At 35.1% G+C, this 24921-nt stretch carries 21 protein-coding genes and 5 pseudogenes; 7 read left to right on the plus strand and 19 right to left on the minus strand.

All coding sequences use genetic code 11. The annotated features are described in order from the left end of the window. The first annotated feature begins 30 nt into the window (after window positions 1-30). Window positions 31-597 (plus strand): dTDP-4-keto-6-deoxy-D-glucose epimerase, encoded by a 567-nt coding sequence (locus tag D2A30_08620; GenBank protein ID ULL21629.1) that lies wholly within the window; start codon window positions 31-33, stop codon window positions 595-597. A 170-nt stretch (window positions 598-767) separates the two neighbouring features. Here D2A30_08620 and D2A30_08625 read toward each other — a convergent pair. Continuing rightward, a pseudogene (locus D2A30_08625) lies at window positions 768-1783 on the minus strand (ISL3 family transposase). A 678-nt stretch (window positions 1784-2461) separates the two neighbouring features. On the opposite strand from D2A30_08625, the gene D2A30_08630 reads away from it, so the two are divergent. From D2A30_08630 to D2A30_08640, 3 genes and pseudogenes are all read left to right on the plus strand, one after another. Beyond that, entirely contained in the window at window positions 2462-3058 is a 597-nt protein-coding gene (locus tag D2A30_08630) for a DUF3796 domain-containing protein (protein ULL21630.1), read from the plus strand. 2 nt (window positions 3059-3060) lie between these two features. Continuing rightward, window positions 3061-3285: a transcriptional regulator gene (locus tag D2A30_08635; GenBank protein ULL21631.1), complete on the plus strand. Its 225-nt coding sequence runs from the start codon at window positions 3061-3063 to the stop codon at window positions 3283-3285. A 693-nt stretch (window positions 3286-3978) separates the two neighbouring features. Beyond that, window positions 3979-4074 (plus strand): annotated as a pseudogene (locus tag D2A30_08640) (AbrB/MazE/SpoVT family DNA-binding domain-containing protein). A gap of 136 nt (window positions 4075-4210) precedes the next feature. On the opposite strand, the pseudogene D2A30_08645 reads toward D2A30_08640, so the two are convergent. The 4 genes and pseudogenes from D2A30_08645 to D2A30_08660 all read right to left on the minus strand — a co-directional run bounded on the left by D2A30_08645 (window position 4211) and on the right by D2A30_08660 (window position 14537). Continuing rightward, window positions 4211-5663 (minus strand): annotated as a pseudogene (locus D2A30_08645) (ATP-dependent DNA helicase). Window positions 5664-5678: 15 nt separating this feature from the next. Beyond that, window positions 5679-9434, minus strand: a complete 3756-nt coding sequence (locus D2A30_08650) for a DNA-binding protein (protein ID ULL21632.1) — start codon at window positions 9432-9434, stop codon at window positions 5679-5681. A 21-nt stretch (window positions 9435-9455) separates the two neighbouring features. Continuing rightward, window positions 9456-13838 carry a restriction endonuclease gene (locus tag D2A30_08655; protein ULL21633.1) on the minus strand — a complete coding sequence of 1461 codons (4383 nt, stop codon included), beginning with the start codon at window positions 13836-13838 and terminating at the stop codon, window positions 9456-9458. Window positions 13839-13841: 3 nt separating this feature from the next. Beyond that, on the minus strand, window positions 13842-14537 hold the full coding sequence (locus tag D2A30_08660; protein ULL21634.1) for a methylase: 696 nt from the start codon (window positions 14535-14537) through the stop codon (window positions 13842-13844). A 384-nt stretch (window positions 14538-14921) separates the two neighbouring features. Between D2A30_08660 and D2A30_08665 the strand changes: the two are divergent. Then, window positions 14922-15206 (plus strand): annotated as a pseudogene (locus tag D2A30_08665) (site-specific integrase). Window positions 15207-15548: 342 nt separating this feature from the next. Here the strand turns inward: D2A30_08665 and D2A30_08670 are convergent. From D2A30_08670 to D2A30_08720, 11 genes and pseudogenes are all read right to left on the minus strand, one after another. Further along, window positions 15549-15938 (minus strand): hypothetical protein, encoded by a 390-nt coding sequence (locus D2A30_08670; GenBank protein ULL21635.1) that lies wholly within the window; start codon window positions 15936-15938, stop codon window positions 15549-15551. A 2-nt stretch (window positions 15939-15940) separates the two neighbouring features. Beyond that, the gene (locus tag D2A30_08675) at window positions 15941-16456 is read right to left on the minus strand and encodes a LytTR family transcriptional regulator (protein ULL21636.1); all 516 of its coding nucleotides are present in this window, start codon (window positions 16454-16456) and stop codon (window positions 15941-15943) included. A gap of 9 nt (window positions 16457-16465) precedes the next feature. Then, a complete protein-coding gene (locus tag D2A30_08680) occupies window positions 16466-17209 on the minus strand; it encodes an ABC transporter permease (protein ID ULL21637.1) in 744 nt (247 codons plus the stop codon). Beyond that, window positions 17193-18062, minus strand: coding sequence for an ABC transporter ATP-binding protein (locus D2A30_08685; protein ID ULL22024.1), 870 nt, complete (start codon window positions 18060-18062; stop codon window positions 17193-17195). The genes D2A30_08680 and D2A30_08685 overlap by 17 nt, the downstream gene beginning before the upstream one ends. Before the next feature lies 1 nt (window position 18063). Further along, window positions 18064-18330 (minus strand): hypothetical protein, encoded by a 267-nt coding sequence (locus tag D2A30_08690; GenBank protein ULL21638.1) that lies wholly within the window; start codon window positions 18328-18330, stop codon window positions 18064-18066. 729 nt (window positions 18331-19059) lie between these two features. Then, the gene (locus D2A30_08695; protein ULL21639.1) at window positions 19060-19416 is read right to left on the minus strand and encodes a transposase; all 357 of its coding nucleotides are present in this window, start codon (window positions 19414-19416) and stop codon (window positions 19060-19062) included. Further along, on the minus strand, window positions 19416-19778 hold the full coding sequence (locus D2A30_08700; GenBank protein ID ULL21640.1) for a transposase: 363 nt from the start codon (window positions 19776-19778) through the stop codon (window positions 19416-19418). Before D2A30_08700 ends, D2A30_08695 begins: the two co-directional genes overlap by 1 nt. After that, window positions 19771-20061 (minus strand): hypothetical protein, encoded by a 291-nt coding sequence (locus tag D2A30_08705; GenBank protein ULL21641.1) that lies wholly within the window; start codon window positions 20059-20061, stop codon window positions 19771-19773. The genes D2A30_08700 and D2A30_08705 overlap by 8 nt, the downstream gene beginning before the upstream one ends. Before the next feature lie 14 nt (window positions 20062-20075). After that, window positions 20076-20363 carry a DnaD domain protein gene (locus tag D2A30_08710; protein ULL22025.1) on the minus strand — a complete coding sequence of 96 codons (288 nt, stop codon included), beginning with the start codon at window positions 20361-20363 and terminating at the stop codon, window positions 20076-20078. A gap of 51 nt (window positions 20364-20414) precedes the next feature. Next, a pseudogene (locus D2A30_08715) lies at window positions 20415-20900 on the minus strand (hypothetical protein). Between the two features lie 8 nt (window positions 20901-20908). Beyond that, window positions 20909-21193: a DNA-binding protein gene (locus D2A30_08720; protein ULL21642.1), complete on the minus strand. Its 285-nt coding sequence runs from the start codon at window positions 21191-21193 to the stop codon at window positions 20909-20911. A 148-nt stretch (window positions 21194-21341) separates the two neighbouring features. On the opposite strand from D2A30_08720, the gene D2A30_08725 reads away from it, so the two are divergent. Then, complete coding sequence (locus tag D2A30_08725; GenBank protein ULL21643.1) at window positions 21342-21860, plus strand: XRE family transcriptional regulator; 519 nt, start codon at window positions 21342-21344, stop codon at window positions 21858-21860. A gap of 54 nt (window positions 21861-21914) precedes the next feature. Beyond that, complete coding sequence (locus D2A30_08730) at window positions 21915-23069, plus strand: site-specific integrase (protein ULL21644.1); 1155 nt, start codon at window positions 21915-21917, stop codon at window positions 23067-23069. 137 nt (window positions 23070-23206) lie between these two features. On the opposite strand, the gene D2A30_08735 is transcribed toward D2A30_08730, so the two are convergent. From D2A30_08735 to D2A30_08745, 3 genes are all read right to left on the minus strand, one after another. Further along, window positions 23207-23599: a 30S ribosomal protein S9 gene (locus tag D2A30_08735; GenBank protein ULL21645.1), complete on the minus strand. Its 393-nt coding sequence runs from the start codon at window positions 23597-23599 to the stop codon at window positions 23207-23209. A 19-nt stretch (window positions 23600-23618) separates the two neighbouring features. Next, window positions 23619-24065: a 50S ribosomal protein L13 gene (locus D2A30_08740; protein ULL21646.1), complete on the minus strand. Its 447-nt coding sequence runs from the start codon at window positions 24063-24065 to the stop codon at window positions 23619-23621. Window positions 24066-24375: 310 nt separating this feature from the next. Beyond that, window positions 24376-24660 (minus strand): hypothetical protein, encoded by a 285-nt coding sequence (locus D2A30_08745; GenBank protein ULL21647.1) that lies wholly within the window; start codon window positions 24658-24660, stop codon window positions 24376-24378. Window positions 24661-24921 lie beyond the last annotated feature (261 nt).

Raw genomic sequence — 24921 nt, forward strand, 5'->3', positions numbered from 1 at the left:
GATACAATTCAATGTGAATGAGGGGGCTTTATGATTTTAAAAAATAATAATATGTTAACTTCGACTTCTGAGATTGATGGACTCTATATTATCCATCCAAAGACAGTGACAGACGAGAGAGGAACAGTACGCGAACTGTTTCGTTTTAGTGCTTATTCTGATATTTTATCCTCTACAACTTGGTCTCAGATTAATCTGACTCAAACGAAAAAAGGTGCTGTAAGAGGGTTACATGCTGAGTCAATGTCTAAATTAGTAACTGTAGCCAAAGGAGCAGCTTTCGGTGTCTATGTTGATATCAGAAATGACAGTACCAGTTTTGGTAAAATTGTAACAGTAGATTTATATCCTGGAGTTCAAGTTTTTGTTCCTAACGGCGTTTGTAACGGTTTTCAAGCTTTAGAAAACAATACAGAATACCTTTACTTTTTTGATAGTGAATGGATTCCTGGTATGTCAGGGCAAGCACTTTCTCCTTTAGCATCTGACCTGAAAATTGAGTGGCCAATACCAATTAATCCAAATAACCTTGAACAAATTTCTGAGAAGGACTTAAAGGCTCCTACCTTACAGGATATTATTGACCAAAATAATTAATCTACCTTAAATTATTTACTGTATTTTATTTGACTTACTATACTATATTTCCTTTTGAGGATAATGATCTTGCGTCCCAAATCTGTTATAATGTCGTTCACTACAAACACATTGTATCGGATTTGAGATTTTTTTCGGCTCTTTGTCAACTGTAGTGGGTAGATGAAAAGCTAACACCTAGAGAGGACGAACTTCGTCCTCTCTTTCTTTATGTTCAATGCAATCAAAATCCGTTTTTTAAAGTTTTCAAAGTTCCTGAAACCAAAGGCATTTCTCTTAATGACTTTGATGAGATTATTGGTAGCTTCCAGTTTGGCGTTGGAATAAGGCAATTCCATGGCGTTTACAACCTTATCTTTATCCTTTAGAAATGTCTTCAATACCGTCTGGAAAACAGGATTAACGGTGGCCATTTCCTGTTCGATGAGGTCAAAATTTGAATACGGACACGGTTCATAGCACAACTAAGGTGTTGCACGATATGAAAGCGATCGAGTACAATTTTTGCATTCGGAAAAAGCTGTTTAGCAAGTTGATAATAGGGACTAAACATATCCATGGTAATCACTTTGACCCGATTTCTAACCTTTCTAGGATAGCGAAGAAAGTGGTTTCGGATGGTTGCTTGAGTTCTTCCGTCGAGAATGGCGATGACATTTAGGGAGTCGAAATCTTGAGCGATGAAGCTCATTTTCCCCTTCTTGAAGGCATACTCGTCCCAACTCATCACCTCAGGTAGGATATTCCAATCCGTTTCAAACTTGAACTCACTGAGCTTTCTCATAACTGACGATGTTGAGATAGATAGCCTGTGTGCAATATGTTGCATTGCTTGATTTTCAATGAGTAATTGTGCGATTTTCTGGTTAACAGCGACAGAGATTTGGTGGTTTTTCTTGACAAGAGGAGTTTCAGCGACCGCCATTTCCCCACATTCTTTACACTTGAACCGACGCTTTCTAAGGCGGATAAGTAAGGGATAGCCAGCTGTTTCTAGGTAGGGGATCTTAGAGGCTTTCTGGAAATCATATTTAGCCATTAGTCCCTTACAAGAAGGACATTTAGGGGCTGTGTAATCCAAGTGACCGTGGAGTTCTAAGTGAGTTCCCATATCATATTCATCAGTGATAGTGATATTTTTGTCTTTAATTCTGAGAAAATTTGTGATAAGATTTAGTTGTTCCATATGAACCCTTTCTAATGTGAGTTTCGTCGCTTTTCATTATAGGTCATATGGGACTTTTTTTCTACACTAAAAAAGGCTCCATAATCTCTACAGTGGATTTACCCAATACAGAAATTATAGAGCCAAAAAACGCTGATTTTAAGCGTTTTTTCTTTTTATCAAATGCAGTATATAGCACTATATTTCAATTCAAACTCTACCTTTTTCCCTACCTTTTTTCGTAAGACCTGGTTTGGAAAGTTTGGGTTTCAGTTGGATTAAAAATAGCGTAGTATCAAGGCTTTTCAGAACGGGATCTACTGATTAATTTCATAAAATTTGAATCAGTATTTTTTAAACAGGGGAATAGTTTAGGTCTGTAAGAATTAACTTATACATTTACAAGGTTCATTCTGATCGACTTTATAACTGTCTAAGAAAAAAGTAAAGATTCATACAGTATCTAGATTTTCCAAAAATTCTTTATCATCAAATATTATTCAAAACTATCCAAACCAAATATGTTGCATTGCTTCAAAGAATTCTTTAGTTGTTTGACTAGCGAGGTCTTTAATTAAAAATTATTTCAAATAATTGCCACTTTGGCACATAAATTCTTGCTTTCCAAATTTAAGTGTGATATATTTATAACATAAAATTTAATTGTTATATATTTATAACATAAAGAAGGAGTCTATCATGGAAAAAAGTCAAAAAATGGGTTTCCTCATTGCAATGGTTGCCTTAGCTCTCTTTATTGATTTTACTGTTTTATTTGGTTCTAATCTTAGTTTGGGACCCAAGTTAGTTATTGTTGGTATTTCAGTGTTAGGACAGATTGCAGCTATTTGGGGCTGGCTACATATGAAATCATGGCCTCATAAGAGTCAGAAAGGTAAAGGAAAGATTATTTTTGACTTGTCTGCTAAGCTTTACACGATACTTTTGTTTGCAGCAAGCATTTTTTATACAGTAGGGATTTGGGTTGCGACCCCAAGCGAAAGTTCTGGTATTAAAGAATGGATTTTGGGGATTGGCATAGTTATTGAAGTGATTGTATTTGGTTTTTTCTGTTTGAAAAATGTCAAGGAAACTCCGGACGAACGCTTTTATGCTAATTTAGCAAAGGCAGCTAGCTTGATGTTTGTTTTTATACTAGGCGCACTGATGATCCTAGCAGTTATCATTGGGTATATGGGGTCTCTCACTCTTTACATGGGCCAGATCTTTATTAGCATAGCTGCCTTGATTTTCATCTTTTCGGTTGTCTATCTTATCTTGGAACGGAGAGGATAAGCATGGCCAAAGAAAGCAAGATTATTACTAATCTAAAATCTGTTCGTGAGTCCACAGGCATGACCCAGCAGGAGTTAGCCGACATCATCGGCATGCGACGCGAGACAATTCTGCACTTGGAAAATAACCGTTACAATCCTTCGCTGGAAATGGCTCTTAAAATTGCTCAAGTTTTTAATCTGAAAATAGAAGACCTCTTTGAACTCAGACAGAAAGAGGAAGCATAATTCTTTTCGAGACCTAGTATTAAGTTCATTGATTAATTAGGAATTGAAGCCAAAGGAAAAATCCTTTGAAAATGTACTCTTTTAAAATATAGTAATTCTTTCGAAGTAGCGTTTACTAATTGTGATGCTTTACGAGCTTTTTTCAAGCCTGGTTTTGGGTAACAAAAATCAAATATCTGTAAAAGCCTATTAAATTAAGCATTCAAACTTCATTTTTACTGAAGTGAAGTAAGCATTCAATACGAATCAATACATAAGAAAAACGCTGATTTCAAGCGTTTTTTCTTTTTGCAAAATGCAGTATATTGCATTATATTTCAATTCAAACTCTACCTTTTTCTCTACCTTTTTTCGTAAGACCTGGTTGGAGCATCGTTTATTTCAACTAATTTCAAAATCCTTTAGAATCAATGTTTTTACGGATTTTCAAAACTAGAAATTTCATCCAATTTCAACTAATTTCATCAAAATAAGGTAAATTTTCAATCAAAATAAGCAAAATCGGACCAGAAAATATAAAAGTTTACCTTATTCTTGATTCTAGAAAATGTGTCAAATAGAAGTATTCGCTTTTAATTTTCACACATACCATGTATAATATAGTTACAAAATTGGGAGGCATATCCAATGAATTTTACACTGAATATCAGTACCAACCAAGTTTTTAAAGGGGAACTTAATGAAGAAACTAGCATTCTCAAAACTGAGCCAACTTTTGACTTTGACAAAGAATTAGAAACTGCTATGAACCAATATGATGAACTATTGAAAGAATTGGTGGATAAATAATATTTCCACCTAAGCACATTTGACAGATTCACAGCCGAGCCTTGAAATAAAGCCTAAAATGAAAAAAGTGGTTATCGACTTGATTGTTGATAGCCACTTTTCTGTATTCTACTGCGTTCTCAGTATAAAGTAAAATCTATTTTGAAGCAAGAGTGTAGTATTGATTTTTGTCATTTTTACTATTGCCATACCATTTCAAGAGTCCTTGATCCGTCAATTTTTGCAACACTTTTCCTATATGACGTCTGCTTCTACCAGTCAATTCAACAGCTTTTGCCGTTGTCATTCTCTCGCCTGAATTATATATATAGTGGACAATTAATTGCTCGTCTGCTGTTAACTCACCAAAATCAGAGAACTGTTTTTCCAAGCTGTCTCGTGTGCGCAAATGACGGCTGACAATATTATTCTCAAGCGTCAGGACAACCTTATTCCCAGGTTCTGAATACTTAGGTTCATGGAGAAAAGCAGATTCCATTTCCGAGTAGATCCGTTTAACACCTTCATTCATCTCGCGTACCCAGCCAAACTCTGTCAGAGTTCTGGCAATGCGGGGGGGTTCTTGAAAAACGTTCATATTTGATGTTTTCAACTGTTACAATATTAGGTAATTTCCCTGGACTGTGAATTTCTAAACGATCATCAAACATCAATACACGAATATGATCTCCATAGACAGAATAATCACGGTGAGTTACGGCATTGACAACACCTTCAAACCAAGCAAATTCAGGATATTCAGGCAAAATCTGAAATTGACCATCATTATCAAGATATTGAAACTCGCGAAGCTGAGTACGAATAAAATCTCGAACCTTGATAATCAAGGTAGGCAAAGCATCATCAAAGGTCACTTCCTTGATAACATTAAAACTACTTCCAGTCCCCATATCGGTACCATCAAATCGCTGAAAACGAACACGGGATTGAGGAAAGAATGCTGACGGATATTTACCAAAAAGTAAAATGGCTGCCTTGGTTAATTTTCCATTGACCAAAAAACGCCGAGCTTTGAGAATTTCTTCTGTAGAACGATCTGAAATATCAAAACGATTTTTAAAATCCTGAACCAGGTGGTCATCAATATCTTCCAAGGTCGCATCAGGTGCAACTTCATCCTCAAAGAAACGTTGTCCCTTGTCATAACTGAGCTGAGTGCGTTGCTCGTAGCTCAACTTGACTGTTTCATCACCCTGACGAAGATAAACCTCATCATTTGGTGCTGCAATCACACGATTTGACTACAATTCCACAGAGATAACTAAAATGAGATCTTCTTCACCCTTATGATTAACCACAGGGATTTCTTCAAAAGATAAATCTAAAGGTGTTTCACGCATCTCACGGTCAATCTTTTTGAAATCGTCTATGGGATAAGCTCTGCCGTCCTTGAAACCAGTGATAATGTTATCCTGCTTCTCATCTTCAATACCAATAACCAGCTGACCGCCATCTGCATTAGCAAAAGCAATCAGGTGTTTGAGAAGTTCCGACGGTTTCTTTCTGGCTGATTTTCTGTCTAGATATTGACTTTCTGGAAAAAATTGGTAGTGAGATAGTTTACAAAATAATTCATCTTTATCTTTCAATATAAAAGCACCTCCTTACCTATGTTTCCGACTATAAATTCTATAGCTATCTCCTTCTTGATGATAGGATGCAATTTTTTTGTTTGTCTTAAGGTATTCAAGAATCAATTCATTATAGCCGGTTATTTCTACTTTCGGTTTTTTATTATCAGTTAAAGAGGTAATAATTTCCGTTAGTCTGACACTATTCAATAAAGTTAAAAGTTCAGGATAACTAAAATCATCAATATAGTTCGCCAATACAAGTCGACGGTGTTCAATATCTATGGCTGTATCCTCGATGACTTCATAGAGCAAACTTTTATCAACTGAATCGATTTCCTCTAAAAACTCAGAAATATAATCAGCAAATATTTTTCTAAATATTGATTTCGTACTCATCGATAAAATTTTATAATTAGAGATAAAAAATTGCAAATCTTCTTCATCAAATTTATTTTGCAAGATATAGTCAATCACCGCTGTAGAATAGTTCTTATCCGATAGGGATATGCTACTAGGAAATTTATCAATAACTTTAAATTTATCTTCATCAGTTAGCACTTCATCAAGAAGACTCATCATTTCACGTTCGTGATAAATCTCCGTATCCCCCCCGCTTTCTAAAAGGTATCCATCGATATATTCTATCAAATATTCAATAACATGATTTTGATAATTATCTCTGAGGAAATTCAATGTGTCTACTGAAAATTTTTCCGATATACATCTTGTCCCAATTAGAATAGACATTTTTTCATCTGCAATATTTTCCAATTCAAATTCAGTGTAATGCCATCCTAATTTAGAAATAATTTCTCTGTATTTATCATTATCCAGCTGATTGCATTTAACTGTTTCTTCAAAAAATTCTTCTTGAAGTTTATCTGAAAATCCCTTGAACTCTGACTGTGAAAATTCTAAACACTCGCCATGATTTACAAATTCAATCAATCGATCATTCCAACTATGATATTCACAGAAGTAATCTAGAATATTTTTCGTACTAAATCTTGCTTTATTGAATGCAATAGCTGCGTCCTTGATTATAACATCATCCAATTGTTCAAAATCCAAAATATTATTTTGGACTCTCTTTAAATACTCTATTCTATTATCACTGGTTACTTCGTTATGATTAAGTAAATAATACATATCTAGCCACTTATCACATAAATTATCGCTCATATAGAGTATAAACTCTGTTACAAATCGGTCAATATTTTTTTCAATATAACTAAAGAGCTTATCAAACTTTCTAACAGTCGTAATTGGTTGTTTTATCAAACTGTCTTCTTTAAAATTACCATCCAAATAAAAAGATAAACTTCGAACGTTTTTAACATTAACGTCATAAAGATTATTGTCATAAACAAAATCACTTATTTCTTTATGTTTATCTTCGAAATTAAAATCTTTTATTTTAACCTCCATAAACTTCAAATTATCTTGAATCTGAGTCATGTTGATAGGGTCATTAAAATTATCAATTATTTCTTGGATAGCTGTCCAGTTATCATTCATCAAATCGAGAAGGTTCTCCTGAAGTTCTTCTTGCCAATTAGAACTAGCAAAATTGACAAATGATATCAATAAAACAAGCGTCTGCATTTTTTCTTTTTTGAGAATATCATCAGCAGTCAAAAGCAATCTCAATGTTCTCTGATTTAAATCGATTAAATATAAAAGTACAGTAATCTTTGCAGCAAGATGTCGTGAACTTTGTTGTAAAAACCGATTAACAAATTCGACATTCCTTTCTGATAGGTAACTTTCCAATCTCTTTTTATCGTTCTCAAATAAAAGATATTCAAATAAATCAAAATTTAAAGCGTAACTTCTTGTAAAATCAGAATCGTTAAGTCTATCATTAACTTCTGCAATTTCTACTAATTGGTAATCCCAACCAAGTTCAATCTCTCCTTGAGCCGCATTTAAAAACTCTTTATCTTGCTTCTTCAGGCTGTTAGGATAAAAATAAGTAATATAGTCTGGATAACTCTCATCTATATAACCATTTCTCAATAAATACATGATTAGAGAGTTTTTATCTCTCTTTAGGTAAGGATATTCTGCCATTACAGTATCGAAAAAATTACGATTAATGAGGACAGACAGCCTTTCTGATTTAACACTTTCATACTCTTCACGTAATTTTTCTAATCTAGAATTTAACTCTTTAAGACGGTCTCTATTTTCTATAGCATTCATCCGTTCCTGAAAATTAATATCATCTATAGCAAAAATACTATTAATCGTTTCTTCTCTGCTACTCTCTCGGTTATAATAATCTGGTACGATGGAAGTAATTTTCGCATCTTCCGATAGAATCTCACGTATAAAATCCAATCTATGAGGAAATTGACTCTCGGTTTTACCATTTACTCGAATAGCCACTCTTCCCTCAGGAACCTTTAAATACGTTGAATAGAGTTCAAGTTTATTCCTAGAAAATTCTTGCTCAGAAGAAATTATCTTTTCTTCTATTTTCTCAATTTCTGCTGATTTTTTATCTAGACTGCTCCGTTTTAAATCATCAATTCTACTAAATAGTTGATGAACGAATCCTGAATCTTTTTGGAGTAATGAAAAATCTTTAGGAAAAGTATTCTTATACACAATGATTGCAAAAATCTTATCTGATGAAAGATTTAGCTTATTATTATCATTTTCCTTTTGGCTAAATAAATTATGCTTATATAGAACAAATTCATTACAGATATTATACGTCAATCTCATATCATCAATGTAAATTGCCACTTGTTTTAACAATGATTTACTAACACTGCTTGCTTCACCTAAATTTGATAATATTTCTCCTAGTTTTTCACCTGAGTTAGATGACGTAATGACTGGAATAATCGGAATAATGAAATCAAAAAATTTAGTTCTATCTTGCGAAATGAACATGTCATCTTTAACCAGATAGATAAATAGAAGTTTTTGCCCAGCATCTCTCTTATTGTTAACAAGCGTATTTATTTCTTTTAACTTTTCAAAGATAAGATTTGTTTCAAATCGGTCAATATCCTCAAAAATAATAACATCACTTTGACAATTATCAAAAAGATACAAAACATCATCTAAGTATTTATCAAAATATGAATCATCTTCATTTTGGAACACTTCAACATCTCCAGAGATATTTGCCCCACGAAAAGAAATAGTTTTTATTAATCGTCTTTTTAACTGTAATGCAGATAGTCTGTACACCGAAAAAACAAGATTACTCATCAAAATTAGATAAGCTACAATACGAACAGACTTTCCAATATGAGGAAAATCTGGGAACAATCCTCTAACCAAAATCGCTAATTGAGCATAATTCCACAGAAACATAATCGGCAATAAGAATAGCAGAAATGCAGTAGATAATTTAAGAATTTCAGATAATTCTGGGTTTTTCTTGGACTTAAAAATGGTCATTGGAATATATTTCGAATCAATCTGATGCAACAATTGATTGATTATTTTTCCTTCAATGATATTAATTTGTTCATTTGCATCCCTCTCTTCAGTTTGGCCTTGAGTCATATCTGAGAAAACGTTTTTTTCATTTTCAAAATTATTATGAGAAAAAAAGTGAGCCAGCGAGATATGTAATGGTTTAAAGTTGCTATTTTGACTCTTATAAGTTTCTATAAAACTACTTTTACCTGAACCATAATTCCCAGATATTGCTACATTTTTAATACCTTTATCTTCTAACGCATATTTCATCGCTGCATCATGCGATGGGTCGATTTTAACGTCGTTTAATGGCGTTAATTTATTGAATTTAAATTCTGTCATCTACACCTCTACACACCAATGTCATTCCACCATCTCCTTCACTTTACTTTCAATAAAGGCGATTTCGTCCTCAGAAAGCCCATATTTTCGATAGAGTTGTGCGTCTAACTCAGCGATGGATTGTGACCAATCAATATCCGAGTGGGATGTAAAATTTTGGAGAGGGACAAACCTATATGTTTTTCGAGTTCCATTTTGATTTGCCTTTGCTAAACTAATGAGAAACCTTACAAATTTTGTTTTTAAATAGTTTGACAGATTAATAGCACTCTTCTCATTAAGTTGCAAATCCGCCCCAACTACTAAATACGTCTCCGTACAAATACTTCCTGGAGAAGCAATTATTGTGTTTAAATTGTCATCTGCTAAATCCGTTCCAATATTATTAGCAAACGCAGTTAATACCTTGTAACAATCAATAATAGTTGAATTTCTCTTTATATCACCTGGCAAACAATATCCAAGCTTTCCCTTACTTGCATAAATCTTAATTGCTCCTTTAAATTCATTAGTATTCAATTTTGTTGTAGTTGAAAAACCAAATGGATTACGCTCTGAAACATGATTATACAACATACGTTGATTATTTTCGTATTCAACATCGACAAATCCTTTGTTAATTAATTTTTCAAGTAATCTATATGATGTTGTTTCTGAAATAAAAATATTAATATTTTTTAGTCTGTATGGTCGATAGCCAGTATCAATTAACTGATTATCCTTATAAGTATTCACTAATATATCATTTTTTCTATTATCAAAATTGTCATCCCACAAGAAGAAGTTTACGCCCCCTCTAAGACTCACATTTACAAAGACATCATTTGGAGTTACGTAATTATGAAATTCTTTAAAATGTGAATCTTCTAAAGCACGCTTTCTAAAATCATCCAATCCTTTTCCGCCGAGAAACCATACACTAGGAGTTATTAATGTAATATAGGTTGGTTTCAAATCTACTGCCAAATTAATAAACTTATCATAGATTGGTCGAGCACTTCCATTTCCTGATTGATTATCTGACTCCTGATACGGAGGATTTCCTATCACTACATCAAATTTCACCTTGTTAAATGCCTCCTCAACTAGTTTTTTACCTTGTTCACTATCTGTTTTTAGGGTATCTGTCAGGCTTTCTATATAAGTCACATTGGTTTTGTACTTCCGATAGCCTGTCAGTGTACGTTCAGTAATGGTTTTTGCCATTGGTGTTTTGGCAATAGCGTAGATATTATTCGCTAAAATCTCTTGATAGACTTGGTCAGCTTCAAAATGGTTGTCATCATTTTCTGCCACTCTTTGATAATACAAGCTAATAGCACTATGAAGAGGGTAGAGACCTGTCTTTGAGTTAATGTCTAAGATTTTCGTATCTCGTTGATAGATTGATGAAGTCACTTCATTAGACACCCAGTGAAGATTTGACGTCGCACCATCTGTCACCGACTCAAAGTTATCATCATAGAAGTTCAAACCGCCGACAGACTTAGATACTTGGATATTGACAACGCGCCAAGGTGTCAATATCGTTTCCTTGTCAGGGTTTTTAAAGGTACTAAACAACTCTGCAATATTCTCTGCTCGTTCGATAAAGTCCAAACCATCAAAAGATTTGGCACGTTGACGGATGATGCGTCCAGCTTCAATAAAGACCTCAGCATCATAATACTTGGTAATCTCACTAAACATTCCCTTGGTGAAACCTTTTGGCATGAACTCTTTCCACGATTCATCATCCACCTGCTTGATAAAGTCTTGAATGGTGATATCTTTTGATAAATCGACCGCCATGCCGTAAATCATCATCGGAATACGGATAGAAACCCCGCGTAAAATAGAAATCATATTTTTCCGCTGTTTCTTCGCTTCTTTTTGCTTTTCGATAACCTCTAGATCTTCTGCTGTTCGTTTAGCTTTTGGTTTCTTTTTAGCTTTTTCAGCTTGCTCATGTTCTTCATCTGTCAAACCATTTTCGTTAATCACAACTTTCTTAGGTGTTTTTTGACTCTGCGTCTTACCAACGATAGCATTGAGTTTGGTAAACATACTTGCATCATCAGCGGTTAAAGTTAGAAGATTATCATTATAGAGACTGTCGTCTTCGAAACCTGACCGCACTGCCTTTTCAGCATAAACTTTCTTGAGCTGTGTCAACATTCTATCGACATCATAAGTCTTCATCCCATGCTCAGAAGCCCCTAAAATTGGCATAAAGTTTAACAGACGAGCCATAGCTTGCTTTTGCGCTTGCGTATTTTTCTTCCCTACACCTGAGTTAATCTGAGCACTCTCCGCCATGACAGTCAAGGCTCTATCAGGAGCAAAATCAAAGACATAACAATTTGTCTTCATTCCCAATTTCTCATGAGAAAAAGGCGTCTGAGCACGAAAGGCAGCTTGTAGGTAGTTCATGGCACTATTGGTATTTGACAAAAATAGGACTGCTGTCCACTCTGGGATATTTACACCTGTAGTTAGTTTACGAACCGTCAGGGTAATAGTTTTTGTCTGCGAAGGGTCTTTACCAATAGCAGAACGAACTTTCTCTATGTCCGCATCATTAGCAATTCCATCATCGCTACTTGCTCCTCGAACAACATTAACAATTTTATATTCTTTCCCGAAAATAGGGTGTTCTTTAAGCAAGTCCTCAAAAGCATTAGCTTCCTTAACACCTGGCATAAGCCAAAGCGTATGACGCAACTCTTCACGATAAGACTTCGTTGAAAAAGGGTAGTTCGTACGACTATCTGGATGTGTGATATTATCTAAGAATTGGCGAACCTCTTGCTTATAAACAAGTTGACCATCCTCAGCCACACGGAAAAATTCCCTAAAGTTGAACGATTTACTCTCATCAGAAAAACGTTCCTTATGCTTCATTTCAAAAGTGTACATCGATACTTTTGGCAAAGTTTCATAAGGATTTGGCTCACTTGGTCGTTCTAATTCCCACTTCTTCTTAGCCTGTTGTTCCATGACATAGTCCCAAGTATAGACTTGCTCCTCGTCAAATTGATCCAAAAGATTGAAAGGTGTCCCAGATAGTTCAAGTATCTTTGTATGCTCTTTGACCAATTCTTTCATAACGGTGTCACTGAGCTCGGTTTGCGTTCCCTCGTGCGCCTCATCAATGATAATCAAATCCCAATCCACATCTGCAAAATCTTTCAGATTGGTTTGTCCGCCATTGTACCGAAGCAATTGGATTGAAGCAAAATACACAAAAGGTTTTTCTCCTCGCTTCAGGTTTTCAAGCGTTTCTCCTTGATAGACTGAGCCATAATCATACCCATCGGCGCTCATCTTCATTTTCTTGAAATCATCAAACCAAGAATCCGCCACAACAGGACGATGAGTCATGATGAGCACTCTTTGAAAGGCTTCATTCTTGACCAATTGCAAGGACGTCAAGGTTTTACCAAAACGCATTTTAGCATTCCAGAGCATTCGGTCTTTTTTCTTAAAGACTTTTTGCGTCTGCTCGACCGCTGTCTCTTGTTCTGGACGAAGGGTGATAACTGGTTCTTCAATAAATGATTCTTTGGCAGTAATATTTAGATAATTTCTACCTTCTTTAACAGCTTTAATAGCAGCCTTAGCTGTCTCTAAATCCGTCTTGAACCACTCTGTTCCTTCCAGTTGTTCAGCCTGTTTAATCCCTGAACGCTTCAAGACATTATGCACATCATAATCATGGAACCAGGACTTGGTCGCCTTTTTGTAAGCAAGCTCTACCCAACCAAGCGTGTAAGGCAGACCAGATGTTTTCATGTATTGATTAATACGTTTTGGGGCAACAGTACGTAAAAAGTCACTATTTGGTGACCAATCTGTCTCAATATCATCCGAAGAAACGCTACCCTCACCAATTTTTTGAGTTCCTTCGAAGGCATTAAATAGTCCACTTTCATTGTTAACTGTTTGAATATAGATAAACTTCCGCTCAGCCGTAGTGTACATTTCTTGTGCTCTCGGTTCTAAAAACTGACCGATTGCACTGGCTTTAATATCCGGTTCAATATAGGTCAGCATGACCCAAGCTAGTATGTCAAAGACTTGTTTTAGTGATTTTAAGGCATTTTCTTTTGTCGCATCTTCTGGATTAAGGACATGGGCAGAATTATTCCCCTTCCCCTTGATATCATAAAAGTGATCGACGATTGTTTTATTAGGAATAAAGTCTCTTATCTCTCTTAGTACGTCATTAAGGGTGGCGCGCTCACTAATATCTAAATATTCTCTATCGGCAACCAACCTCGCTGTATTCTCAGCAACTTTTCTCACCTTAGTCAGCGTGCCTTCATAGTCCCCATGTGTATAATTTTCTTCAGCCATATTTATGGTTCTAAAAAGCTCGGCTGTATCTAAATCAATTGCCAAAAATTCAAAATTTGAAATCATAGCCTAATCTCCTAGTAAATACACTTTTTGAATAGTTATCTCTTTTATCGTATCTGCTTTTTTAACAGATTCATTCTCAATAATAAATTCATCATCTATATCAAAAAAACTCAGTTGTCCTTCCACGACTGTCCGATCGTCTTCTACTTCCATACCCAAAAGTTCTGAAAGTGCAAAAGGAATTTTTCTTACCAAACTTGGATGACCTTTGACCAGTTGCCACTCATTGAACCTAATAGGCTCCCCTGTAACTGGATGCTGCTGAGTCAAGGTATTTCCTCTCACAATATTTTTATGAATAAGATAGTGTGCTGATTGATAGATATCATTTTTGCTATTTAGTCTAGTTCCAAAAGCTTGCTCGTACCAGTCTAAATAACAAAGAAACATCCGTGAACGTGCCACTTCCAAATTATCTTCTAAAAACTCTATGCCATAGATGGACGAGAGAGCGAATAAAGACTTTGTTTTCCAATTTCGTTTGTCATACTGTCTGACCACAGCCTCTAGCTTTCTCTCTAAAATTGCTTGCAAAAAATTTCCATCGCCTGCAGATGGCTCTAAAAAGGTCTTATATACACTTTCACAAGCTTCTTTCACTCCAGGAGTATCCAGCATTTTCTGAACCATCCAAGCAGGTGTAAAGACTTCTCCATGTTTTTGAACACGTTGTTTTGATTTAATTAAGCTCTCTTCCAAAACCTACTCCTTGAAAACGTTTATATCTCCACCTATTATACCATTTTCTATGCCTAACTTTAACTATTTCTGAGAGTGTTTGAAGTTCCCTGAAATAATGTAAGTTAGCTCTCAAAAAAAGGCAAAACATGAACAGAACTTAAATTTCATTTACAATACATGGTGTCTGATACTGACAGATAATCAGAATACAAGAAAACCGCAGATAATTTACTGCGGTTCTGTTTACATATTTTGTATTTACTAAACTTCTTTTTGACATTCACCCAAAGTCTCACAATCCTTCATAAATCTAAATACCATCTGATCTAGTTCTATAAAAATCTGTCAAAATACTCAGTACCACTAGTTTTTTACTAAACCTCTCTTGCGACAAACAAGATTACATATATAGATACCAAAGGAAACATAAATAAACCTCTGCATGCAGATTATCTTAACAATAAGATGAGAACATTTAAAAATCGTCACCCATATTTTACACACGCCACACCACATAAACTAAGGCATACAGGTGCTACACTTGCTAAACAGGCTGGAACGTCTATTGAAGCTATTTCTGAAGCTCTAACCCATAGTGACACGATTACAACAAAGACTTATGTCAATGCTTCGAATGTTATTCCAATGGCTGTTGGAGAGATTGCCTATCGTAATCTTAAAAAGTAATGATGTGAATTTGGTGTGAAAAATGGTGTGAATTTTGTTAAAAAACGTCAAAAAAACACCCCATGGTGTGAACCATGAAGTGTTGTAAATGCTGTATTGTAGCTGGTTCTTAACGTTTTGAGAACTGGCTAGCTTTACGAGCTTTCTTAAGACCTGGTTTTTTATCTCATTTATCATTCTTTGATAAATGTCAGTAATTCCAAGCACCTATTAGATACTTTATTCGTTTCTTATCACTTCTAACCTATTATTTCAGACAAAGGGTTATCAAGAGGTTATCAAAAATGAGTTTTCGGAGCTTTTGTAATTTAGAAACTCGAATAGCAATGTTAATCATGAAAATCAATTCGATAGATTAGATTTTTTGTCTCTTAATAATTTTTCAATTTTATCAACATGATATTTCCAATACAGTAAACCAATGATTGTAATAGGTATTCCTAGCAAAACAAAATGAATCGCTATAGTAAAACTCAAACCAGTAACCAGCATATATGCTATTTCAACTATACTAGATATTAAAAATATAGTAAGTATTTGGATATAGATGCTTTTCTGAAATTTAATGGAGTATTTAAATAACAACTCTAAAGCAAGTACTTCAACATATCCAAATACTATGAATATAATAATATTGATCCAAGACGTTAAACCTGAATTTATAAGAGTAAAATATAGATTATAGATTGCACCAATGCAAAGCAAGAGTAGAAGTTTTTTTAAGTATTTCACCACTAATCCTCCAAGTACTCTAAAAATTGTTTTTTATATTTTCGAGAAACCGTTAAGTTTTGACCATCTGTTAATTCAATGATAAATTTTCCATTCAGAGAAGGATAAATTTTTTCTACAACTAATATATTAACAATAAAAGATTTACTAATTCTCACATATAATTTGCTGAACTCTTCTATCTCATACAACTTATTTTTTAGACGCAAAGTGAGATTGTCAGCATAAGCATATACCTTATCACCAATACCTTCAAAATACAGCACATCCTGATAGTCGCATTTTCCTAATATATCTCCATAAGTGTCATCTTGTCTATAACCTACAACGGCATGTTCAGTCTGTTGAATATTATCTTTAAAAAAACTAACAATCTCTTCCTCACTAAAATTTTCAAAAAGAAATGTTATATTTTTCGCTTCTGCTGAGCGTACGTTTAAAGAGACTGGTAAATCAATCCACTCGGACAACATTTTCTCTAATTTAGATATATTTCCAAAGTACTCGTTTATTTTCAAAAAAGCCTCCTAATTAGCCTGCTCCTTTCTCTGTAAAAAGATATAGATTCCCAAGAAGCATATAATATAAATAAAGAGAATAGTTACAGATCTAACATCAATACCTTTATTTTCTAACAATCGCCACCCCAGGCGAGCGTAGTTATACGATGGCAAGAAAGTTGCAATCTGAGAAAGAAATTTTGGCATAGCTGCCACTGGCATCCATAAACCACCCAAAAAAGAAAGCACTAAATATGTTATTGTTCCGATTGGTTGAGACAAACTATCTAATCTACCGATTAGCAAGGCCATAATTAAAAATACAACACTTCCAATATTTAGTGTAATTCCTATATTAATCGTTTCAAGTACTCCTAAATTGATTCCTTTATAAAGGTAGGCAACTACAAACATAAGGAATGTAAAAGCAACTGAGATCAACAAATATGAAAATACATGACTAATCACATAATAAATAGAATTAACTGGAGATACTCTCAAATAAGTATACCATTTTTTTTTTCGTTCATCTGCAATTTTAGTACCAAGGAGATTGATTGCATTCCCCATAATTCCAAAAGCAATCATAGAAATTAAACAATACTCTGACCACGGTACACCGTTAACATTAGCATTTTTAGGAAAAATCGCTGTATATATAATATAAAAAATGACAGGCAAAGCAATGATAAATAATACATATTTGGTATCTCTAAAAACCCTTTTTATATCCAACCATATTAAGAAGAAAAGTCTACTCGCTTGAAACATTTTCTAATACCTCCATAAAATATTGACGTAGATTACTTTGATTCTTTTTTATAATCGAAATAGGAATTTTTCCTATAGATACTACTTCATCTATCATTTGATACTTAAATTCTATTTCAGAATCAGTCTCTTCAAAACTAAATTTTTTAATTACTTCTAATTGTTTTTGAGTTATTTGACTCTTATCTACTGAATACGATGAACGTTTTTCGATTTTATCCTGAACATTAGTCATTTTACTATCTGAAACTAATAGCCCCTTTGACAAAATAAGTACTCTATTACAGAACTCAGAAACTTCCTCCATATCATGACTAATCAAGATTATTGTCAAATCTTTACTGAACGAAAATGTGTTTAACGTCTCCCAAAATGCTTTTTTTGATACTACATCCATCCCGACTGTTGGTTCATCCAATATAAGTACTTTAGGATTATTAATTATCGCAGTAGCAAATTGAACTCGCCTTTGTTGCCCACCTGATAAAGAGTCACAATATTTATTCTTCACTGTTCTTAAGTTAACACTATCTAAAATACTTTCGACTGATTTGGAATTGGTTGAAAAGCGCTTCACCATATCTAACCATTCGTAGACCTTCATCTTCTCAGGCATAGAAATTTCCTGCAACATAACCCCAACATCAGATTTAATATCGAAATTCCTCTTAACCTCCCCAGAATCTTGAGAAAGTATACCTAAAATTATTTTTATTAAAGTGGACTTTCCTTCACCATTCAAACCCAAAAGTCCAATGATATCACCCTTGTTCACAACCAAGTCAACACCTTTTAATATTTGTTTATTTTTGAATGATTTGGTAATATTTGATATTTCAAAAACATTATTCACTTTAATCACCACCCAACATCAAAATTATTTTATTAACAAAATCTCTTTGAACAGAAGTAAATTCGGGAATATTACTCTCAATAAATGAATCTGTCAAATATATTGCGCACAAATTATTATCAATATCTTCATGATTCCTGTTTTGTAAACTTTTCCAACACAATTCAAACTCTTTCTGTGGGAAATCTTTCAATTCATAAATATTTGTTCCATCCTTGATATAGATTTTTTCCTCCGATGACATATAATAAGTAATATTTGTTCTCATACTCAAAACTCCCTAATTTATGGATAAAAAAGCACTATAGAATCCAATTGAAAAGCAATGAATCACTATAGTGCTTTATTGACAACTAATAATTGGGTTAAAAAATTAACCACAACAACAGCAACATGGACAGCAGCATAATGTTACACTCCAGTTCATTTGGTCACTAGATAAGAAATCATCTGTATCTAGTTTTTTGACTTCAAAACCTTGTGTTTGAAATTCTGAAATTTCTAGTTGTTCCATAACTTTTTATCCTTTCCAAAACAAGAAAACAAGCCCATAAATTAAACCAGATAGCAATCCGTAAATTGCAAATGTTTGTTTGCAGGGTTTCATATAGGTTTCCTCCTTATTGATAATTTGTCACCTTTGACATTGTTAGTATAACTCCATCAATAAAATTTATGTTCTTTTGGTCTATAAGTTGCAAAAATCAACATATAAGATGCACAGGGGTTTGGGGATTCTCCCCAAAATAAAATTGAACTATCAGTTAAAAGGGTCAATCTGACCTTTACTGATGTTTCTATTTTAATGATAGTGTGTATACACTGTCTGAGCTCGCAAAGTCCTTTTGATATTTTAAGGACATTTCCGTACTTGATACGGTGCCGTACATTGTCCGTACAGGGAGTTTTCACGACGACATGATAAAAAACGTTGATCAGCATCAGCGTTTTTGCTATCATATTTTAAAATGAGGTCATCAAAATGACTGGAAGACTATCACTTCTTAGCTATTCGTTGCTTGTCTTCCTTCAATTGTTTCTCCACAAATTCTACAAGTTCCTCCATCAACTGACCTAATTCCATCAAATCTTGTTGGGAAATTTTTCCAAACTGGGTTGCGCTTTTAGCGAGGCTATTAATTACTCTACCAACAAATAATAATCTACCTGTCAGCGACAAATATTCTGGAAAGCTCACTGTCCAGACTTCAAAATCAGGTTTTAATAACTGCTTTCTAGCAAAACGAGAAAAGTTTGAAAAACCATCTTGCTTCATTCGCTCTAACAGTTTTTGATTTTCTTCTTCAGACAAAAAGACTTGTTTAATAACATTCCTAATTCTCTTTTTAACCATTAAGTTCCCTTAGATAATAATTTTCGTCTCTTTTTCTTGTGGTAACGTGTTAACTGCTTTTCATAATTTGAAACTAGCCTTCTGCTATAGTCCATAGCTCTGTAGGCATGACTATCTTGAGACTGCTCTGCAATTTTAGATAACTGCCTTAAATTATTTTCAATGCGTCTCAGAGAATAAATCATTTCATCAAACTGAGTATCATCAAATTGAATAAAGAGCGACGTTTCCTTAAAGAGCATCCGACGAGCATAATTAGAGAATGTCACTAATCCTGAATCATCCACTAACTGATTAAGGACTTCATTCTGCAACTCCGTCACATAAAACTTCTTTAAAATAGTTCTGACACGTTCAGACATGACGGACCATCCTTAAATAGCTATCTGCCTGATTAGTATCATATCGTTTCAACTCTTCTACCAGTTCTAAATAATCGGTCAGTAATGCTTCTGATAAGTTCGGAAAATCATTCTCTGAGGCCTGACAAATGATTTCAAGCTGATTTGTGATTTCTCTAATCGAAAAGCTATAGTCCTCTGTCTCACTTTCATAGTCCTTCTTGAGGGCCAGGTAGCGGTCGTACTCCTCTTGTGACTTAAAACCAGCCACTAACATATTCTCTAATTGATAATATACTGTCATCTCTAGTTATCCTCCTAATCTTTCCATAAATCCATAGCTGCTAAGAAATCTTCAGATACTTCCACATTTGAAATTTCCAATGGATGGTAGTCTTTTTCAGATGCTATCACTTGGTCAGCAGTGATAAGTCCTCTAGCTTCCCAATTCGTTAGTATCCCTTTGACGTAACTCATGTTTTGTTTCCTTGATTCAAGCTCAGCTGTTTTCTGAATAGCTAACTGCAATAAGGAATGTTCAACTGTTATTTCCTCTAGTAATACTTTCTCATGTTGGGTTAATTCTCGATGCCATAGCGTTTCCATTAACCAGATATCATCAGTCAGTCGTGATGAGATTGGATCATTATCTAATCCTATCTTATCTTGACTTAACTTATCTTTACCTATCCTATCTTTACTTATCTTATCTTTAATTATATTGAGGTTCCCATCTGGATCCAGACTGGTTCCAACTTGGAGCCGAGTAGTTTGAAGGTAATTGATTAAGCGTGGACCTAGATTTATCTTCTCTAACAATTGATTATCCTTCAGATAATCGATAAGGAGTTGACGATGATTACTAGGTGTGTAACGGTCTGCTTTGATGGTATTCTGCTCAAAGAAATCCTTGATAAAGTAAACCATCTCATTGTTTAACAAGAGTAAATACTGCTTAAGGGTTAATAAATTTAGGCTATCTTCATTGGCGTTAATCATTCGCATAATCGGAAATGCCTCAACAATCCCATCGTCATCCGCATTAACTACTAAGTGACAATAAAGGGCCTGTGCTTCAAGTGGTAGGCGTAGAAAGCGTTGCGTCTGCACCACTGTCTTACTCAACATTCGTCTATTAGCCATGCCCTACCTCATCTTTCATATTGCTTCAACCAACGTGTAACTGCTCGTTTATCGTAAAGAGTCACGCCATCAATGACCATTGTAGGCATTCCTTCTCGTGTCCATTTTTGAATCGTAGTCGTTGAAACATCTAACCAGCGGGATAAGGCAGACATCCGAACCATTGGCTTATAGAGTTCCTTATCCTCTAAAGCACGTGCGATGGCACTACTAACCATCTCGTCATAGTAAGCTCTCAACTGTCTTTCCAATGATTTCGGTAGTTGTACAACTAAAGTGGTTTCATCAGCCATAAGATTACCTCATTTATATTTCTCAATTAAATAAACTCCGAAAATTTATTTATTATTCATTTTGAATTATATATTCTTTTGGAATTTATGTCAACTATTTTTATTCAAAAAGAATTAAATGTGTTATAATACTCTCAAGGAGGTATTTATGACCAATCATATTGCAAAACTGATAGAAGAGAGTGGCAAAAAACTAACTGAGATTAGTTCTGCTACAGATATTGCTTATCCTACCTTATCGGGATACAATCAAGGCATTCGTCAACCCAAAAAAGGAAATGCTCAAAAATTAGCTGATTATTTTGGAGTATCTGTTGCTTACATCTTAGGACTTGACGATAATAGACAAGCGCCGTCAACTATGGACATTATCACAGACAGCTTTAAAGTTTCCGAGATTAGTTCTGTAACACCTTTTAAAAGCGATATGGAGAAGCTGAAGAAAGGAATTGAATTAGGGGAGATTCATTTGTCTATGCCCTTAAATGAGGGCTTCTCAGACGATTTTAGACGCATTTTAGCTCGTTACTTGGTTAATCATGAGGAAGAATTCATGAAAACCTTCACTAAACACATGAATAGTTTAAAACGTGAGTCAGAAATTTGGCAAACTTGGATTCAGACTGAAGAATACCGAATTAGGCAAGAAGATCGACACAAAAAATAAACGAACAGTTTCTCAATTACATAAGCTCCGAAAACTTAGAAATGGAGAACTGTTATGTCTATACATAAATACGAAACAAAAAAAGGATTTTTTTATTATGTTAGCTTTTATATCGGTTTAGATGAATACGGAAAAAAGAAGAGACATCTAAAACGAGGCTTTAAAACTAAAAAAGAGGCTAGGCTATATGAAGCTAGGCTAGAAACTGGTCAACTTTCAGATGTTCTAAAAGCATCCAAGCAAAATACCAAGATCAGCTATCAGGAACTATATCAAGAATGGTTCCAAGCTTATCAAAATACTGTTGAAGCTACCACTGCTGCAAAGACTAAGGATATATACCGCATTCATATCCTTCCAATTTTTGGTTATAAGACAATTAGTCGTATCAGTCCATTGGAATGTCAAAATTTTATTACAGAAAAATCAAAGACCTTCAAAAATATGAAGCATATCAAGTCTTACACATCTAAAATATTTGATTTTGCCATCAACATGAACTATATTGACAAAAATCCGATGGCTAATGTTATCATGCCAAAAATAAAAAAAGAGAAATCAGAAAACTTCTGGTCTCTTGAAGAATTGCATCGCTTTTTAAAAATCGTAAAAGAGATAGAACCCTATAAACACTTTGCCTTGTTTCGTTTACTAGCTTATAGCGGCTTACGGAAGGGAGAACTTTACGCTCTAAGATGGGGAGACTTAGATTTTGATAATAATCTACTAACTATCAATAAGAGTATCGGTAGGATTGATGGTCATGCTATCGAAAAAGGTACTAAAAATAGTTTTTCAGTTCGCTCAATATATTTAGATAGTGAAACCATTGACATCTTAAAGCATTGGCAAGAACTTTATAGGCAGGAACAAAATCAGTTAGCGATTTCAAAAATTGACCTTTCTAATGAGTACATGTTTACCTACTTGACAAACTCGGACCAGTTTGAACCTTTACATGCGGACTATCTCAATAATATCCTCAAACGGATTATCAGAAAATACAAGTTAAAACCTATCAGTCCACACGGATTTCGACATACTCATGCTACACTTATGACAGAAATCGGAATTGACCCAACTAATACCTCTAAACGTTTAGGGCATGCAAGTAGTCAAATGACACTTGATATTTATACCCATACAACAAAAACTGGAGAGCAAAACTCCATCAAAAAATTTGCGGACTATCTCAATCAAGCAAAATAATATCTCTTGATTGAGATTTTTTCTAGAATAAAGTTTCTAAAGGGTTATCAAAAAGGTTATCACAAGTTCAAAAACATCAAAAAAAGCACCTTGCGAAAACTTCGCAAAGTGCTCTGAAACGTTGATATAACTGGGTATTAACGTTTTGAGAATTGTGATGCCTTGCGGGCTTTTTTGAGACCTGGTTTCTTACGTTCAACCATACGAGCGTCACGTGTAAGAAGGCCTGCGCGTTTCAATGAATCGCGGAAGTCTGGGTCTACTTGAAGCAATGCACGCGCGATACCGTGACGGATCGCACCTGATTGACCACCGTAACCACCACCGTTCACGTTAACGAAAACGTCGTATGAACCTTGTGTTGAAGTTACTGCGAATGGTTGGTTAATAACCAAACGAAGGTCAGCGTATGGGATGTACTCTTCTACATCTTTTTTGTTTACTGTGATTTTACCAGTACCTGGGACCAAACGTACGCGTGCAACCGCGTTTTTACGACGACCAGTACCTGTGTATTGTGCTTGTGCCATTTAGATTACGTCCTTTCCCTTAGATAAGACCTGAAATATCAAGTACTTCTGGTTGTTGTGCAGCGTGAGTGTGCTCGCTACCCACAAACACTTTCAATTTCATGCCTTGGGCACGACCAAGTGTGTTATGTGGAAGCATACCTTTAACTGATTTTTCAATCAAACGAACAGCGTTTTTAGAACGCAATTCACCAGCTGTGATTGATTTCAAACCACCTGGGTGCAATGAGTGAGTGTAGTACACTTTATCAGTTGCTTTTTTACCAGTCAATTTCACTTTCTCAGCGTTGATGACGATAACAAAGTCACCAGTATCAGTGTGAGGTGTGAAAGTTGGTTTGTTTTTACCACGAAGAACGCTAGCAACTACTGCTGAAAGACGTCCAAGAGGTACATCAGTAGCGTCTACTACATACCATTTACGTTCAACTTGGCCTGGTTTAGCCATAAATGTTGTTTTGTTCATGATTTCTCCTATACGAATCGTTTTTGTTTACTAAGCGGATGTTCCGTTCCGCAGGTATTTGGAAGGTTCCGGGGCCTTTCAAATGGGGTAAACAATACCGTCTACCATTCTATCAAATATGGTGGTTCTCGTCAAGCTATTTTACTTTACTTTTTTTATTTTTTTACCAATAGCAGAGCTTTGAATCATGTGAGCGATTGCAAATGAATTTTCCAAAGCAAACAGTCGTTCTACTCCCCTAGTTGACCTGGAAGTACCAATTTTTCCTTAGCTGAAAAAGTTTGATCAAATACTTGCAATTCAGCTTCGTTCACCTCATAACCTGGAGGGTCTGTAAACCACCGGTCTCGATCGTCCAAGGCTTCTGGCCGAAATAACTTAACCAAGAAATGATCGGCTTCTGGGTCCGACTGATAGCGAACACCAACCTCCTTACCCTTACAAAATCAAATCGACTGTAGTAATCAGGAAAGCCTGTAATGGCCACCAAGACTGCTCCGCTATTTTCCGCCAAAGCCAGTGAATGTTCTAACAGAGCCTGGCCGCAACCGCGGCCCCGATGCTCTGGCGAGATGCTTAAGGGACCAAAGGTCATACTGGGCAGGCAAATTCCGTCTGCCGTGATCTCCGACGCCACGACGCCACATAGAGGATATGCCCCACCAACTGACCGTCGGCTTCCGCGACAAGATTGAGGTCTTTTATGACGTGTTTTTTGTTCCGTAATTAATGCACAATGAGGTGCTCAGTAGCGCGCCTGGGTGATAAACGTTCCAAAAGGCCTCACGCGTCAGTTGTTCAACCGCCCGATGATCCTTTTCTTCTTTTCTTCTGATGATTAGTGACATCTTAATTC

It is taken from the genome of Streptococcus suis, from assembly GCA_022354845.1.
Taxonomy (GTDB): Bacteria; Bacillota; Bacilli; order Lactobacillales; family Streptococcaceae; genus Streptococcus; species Streptococcus suis_AA.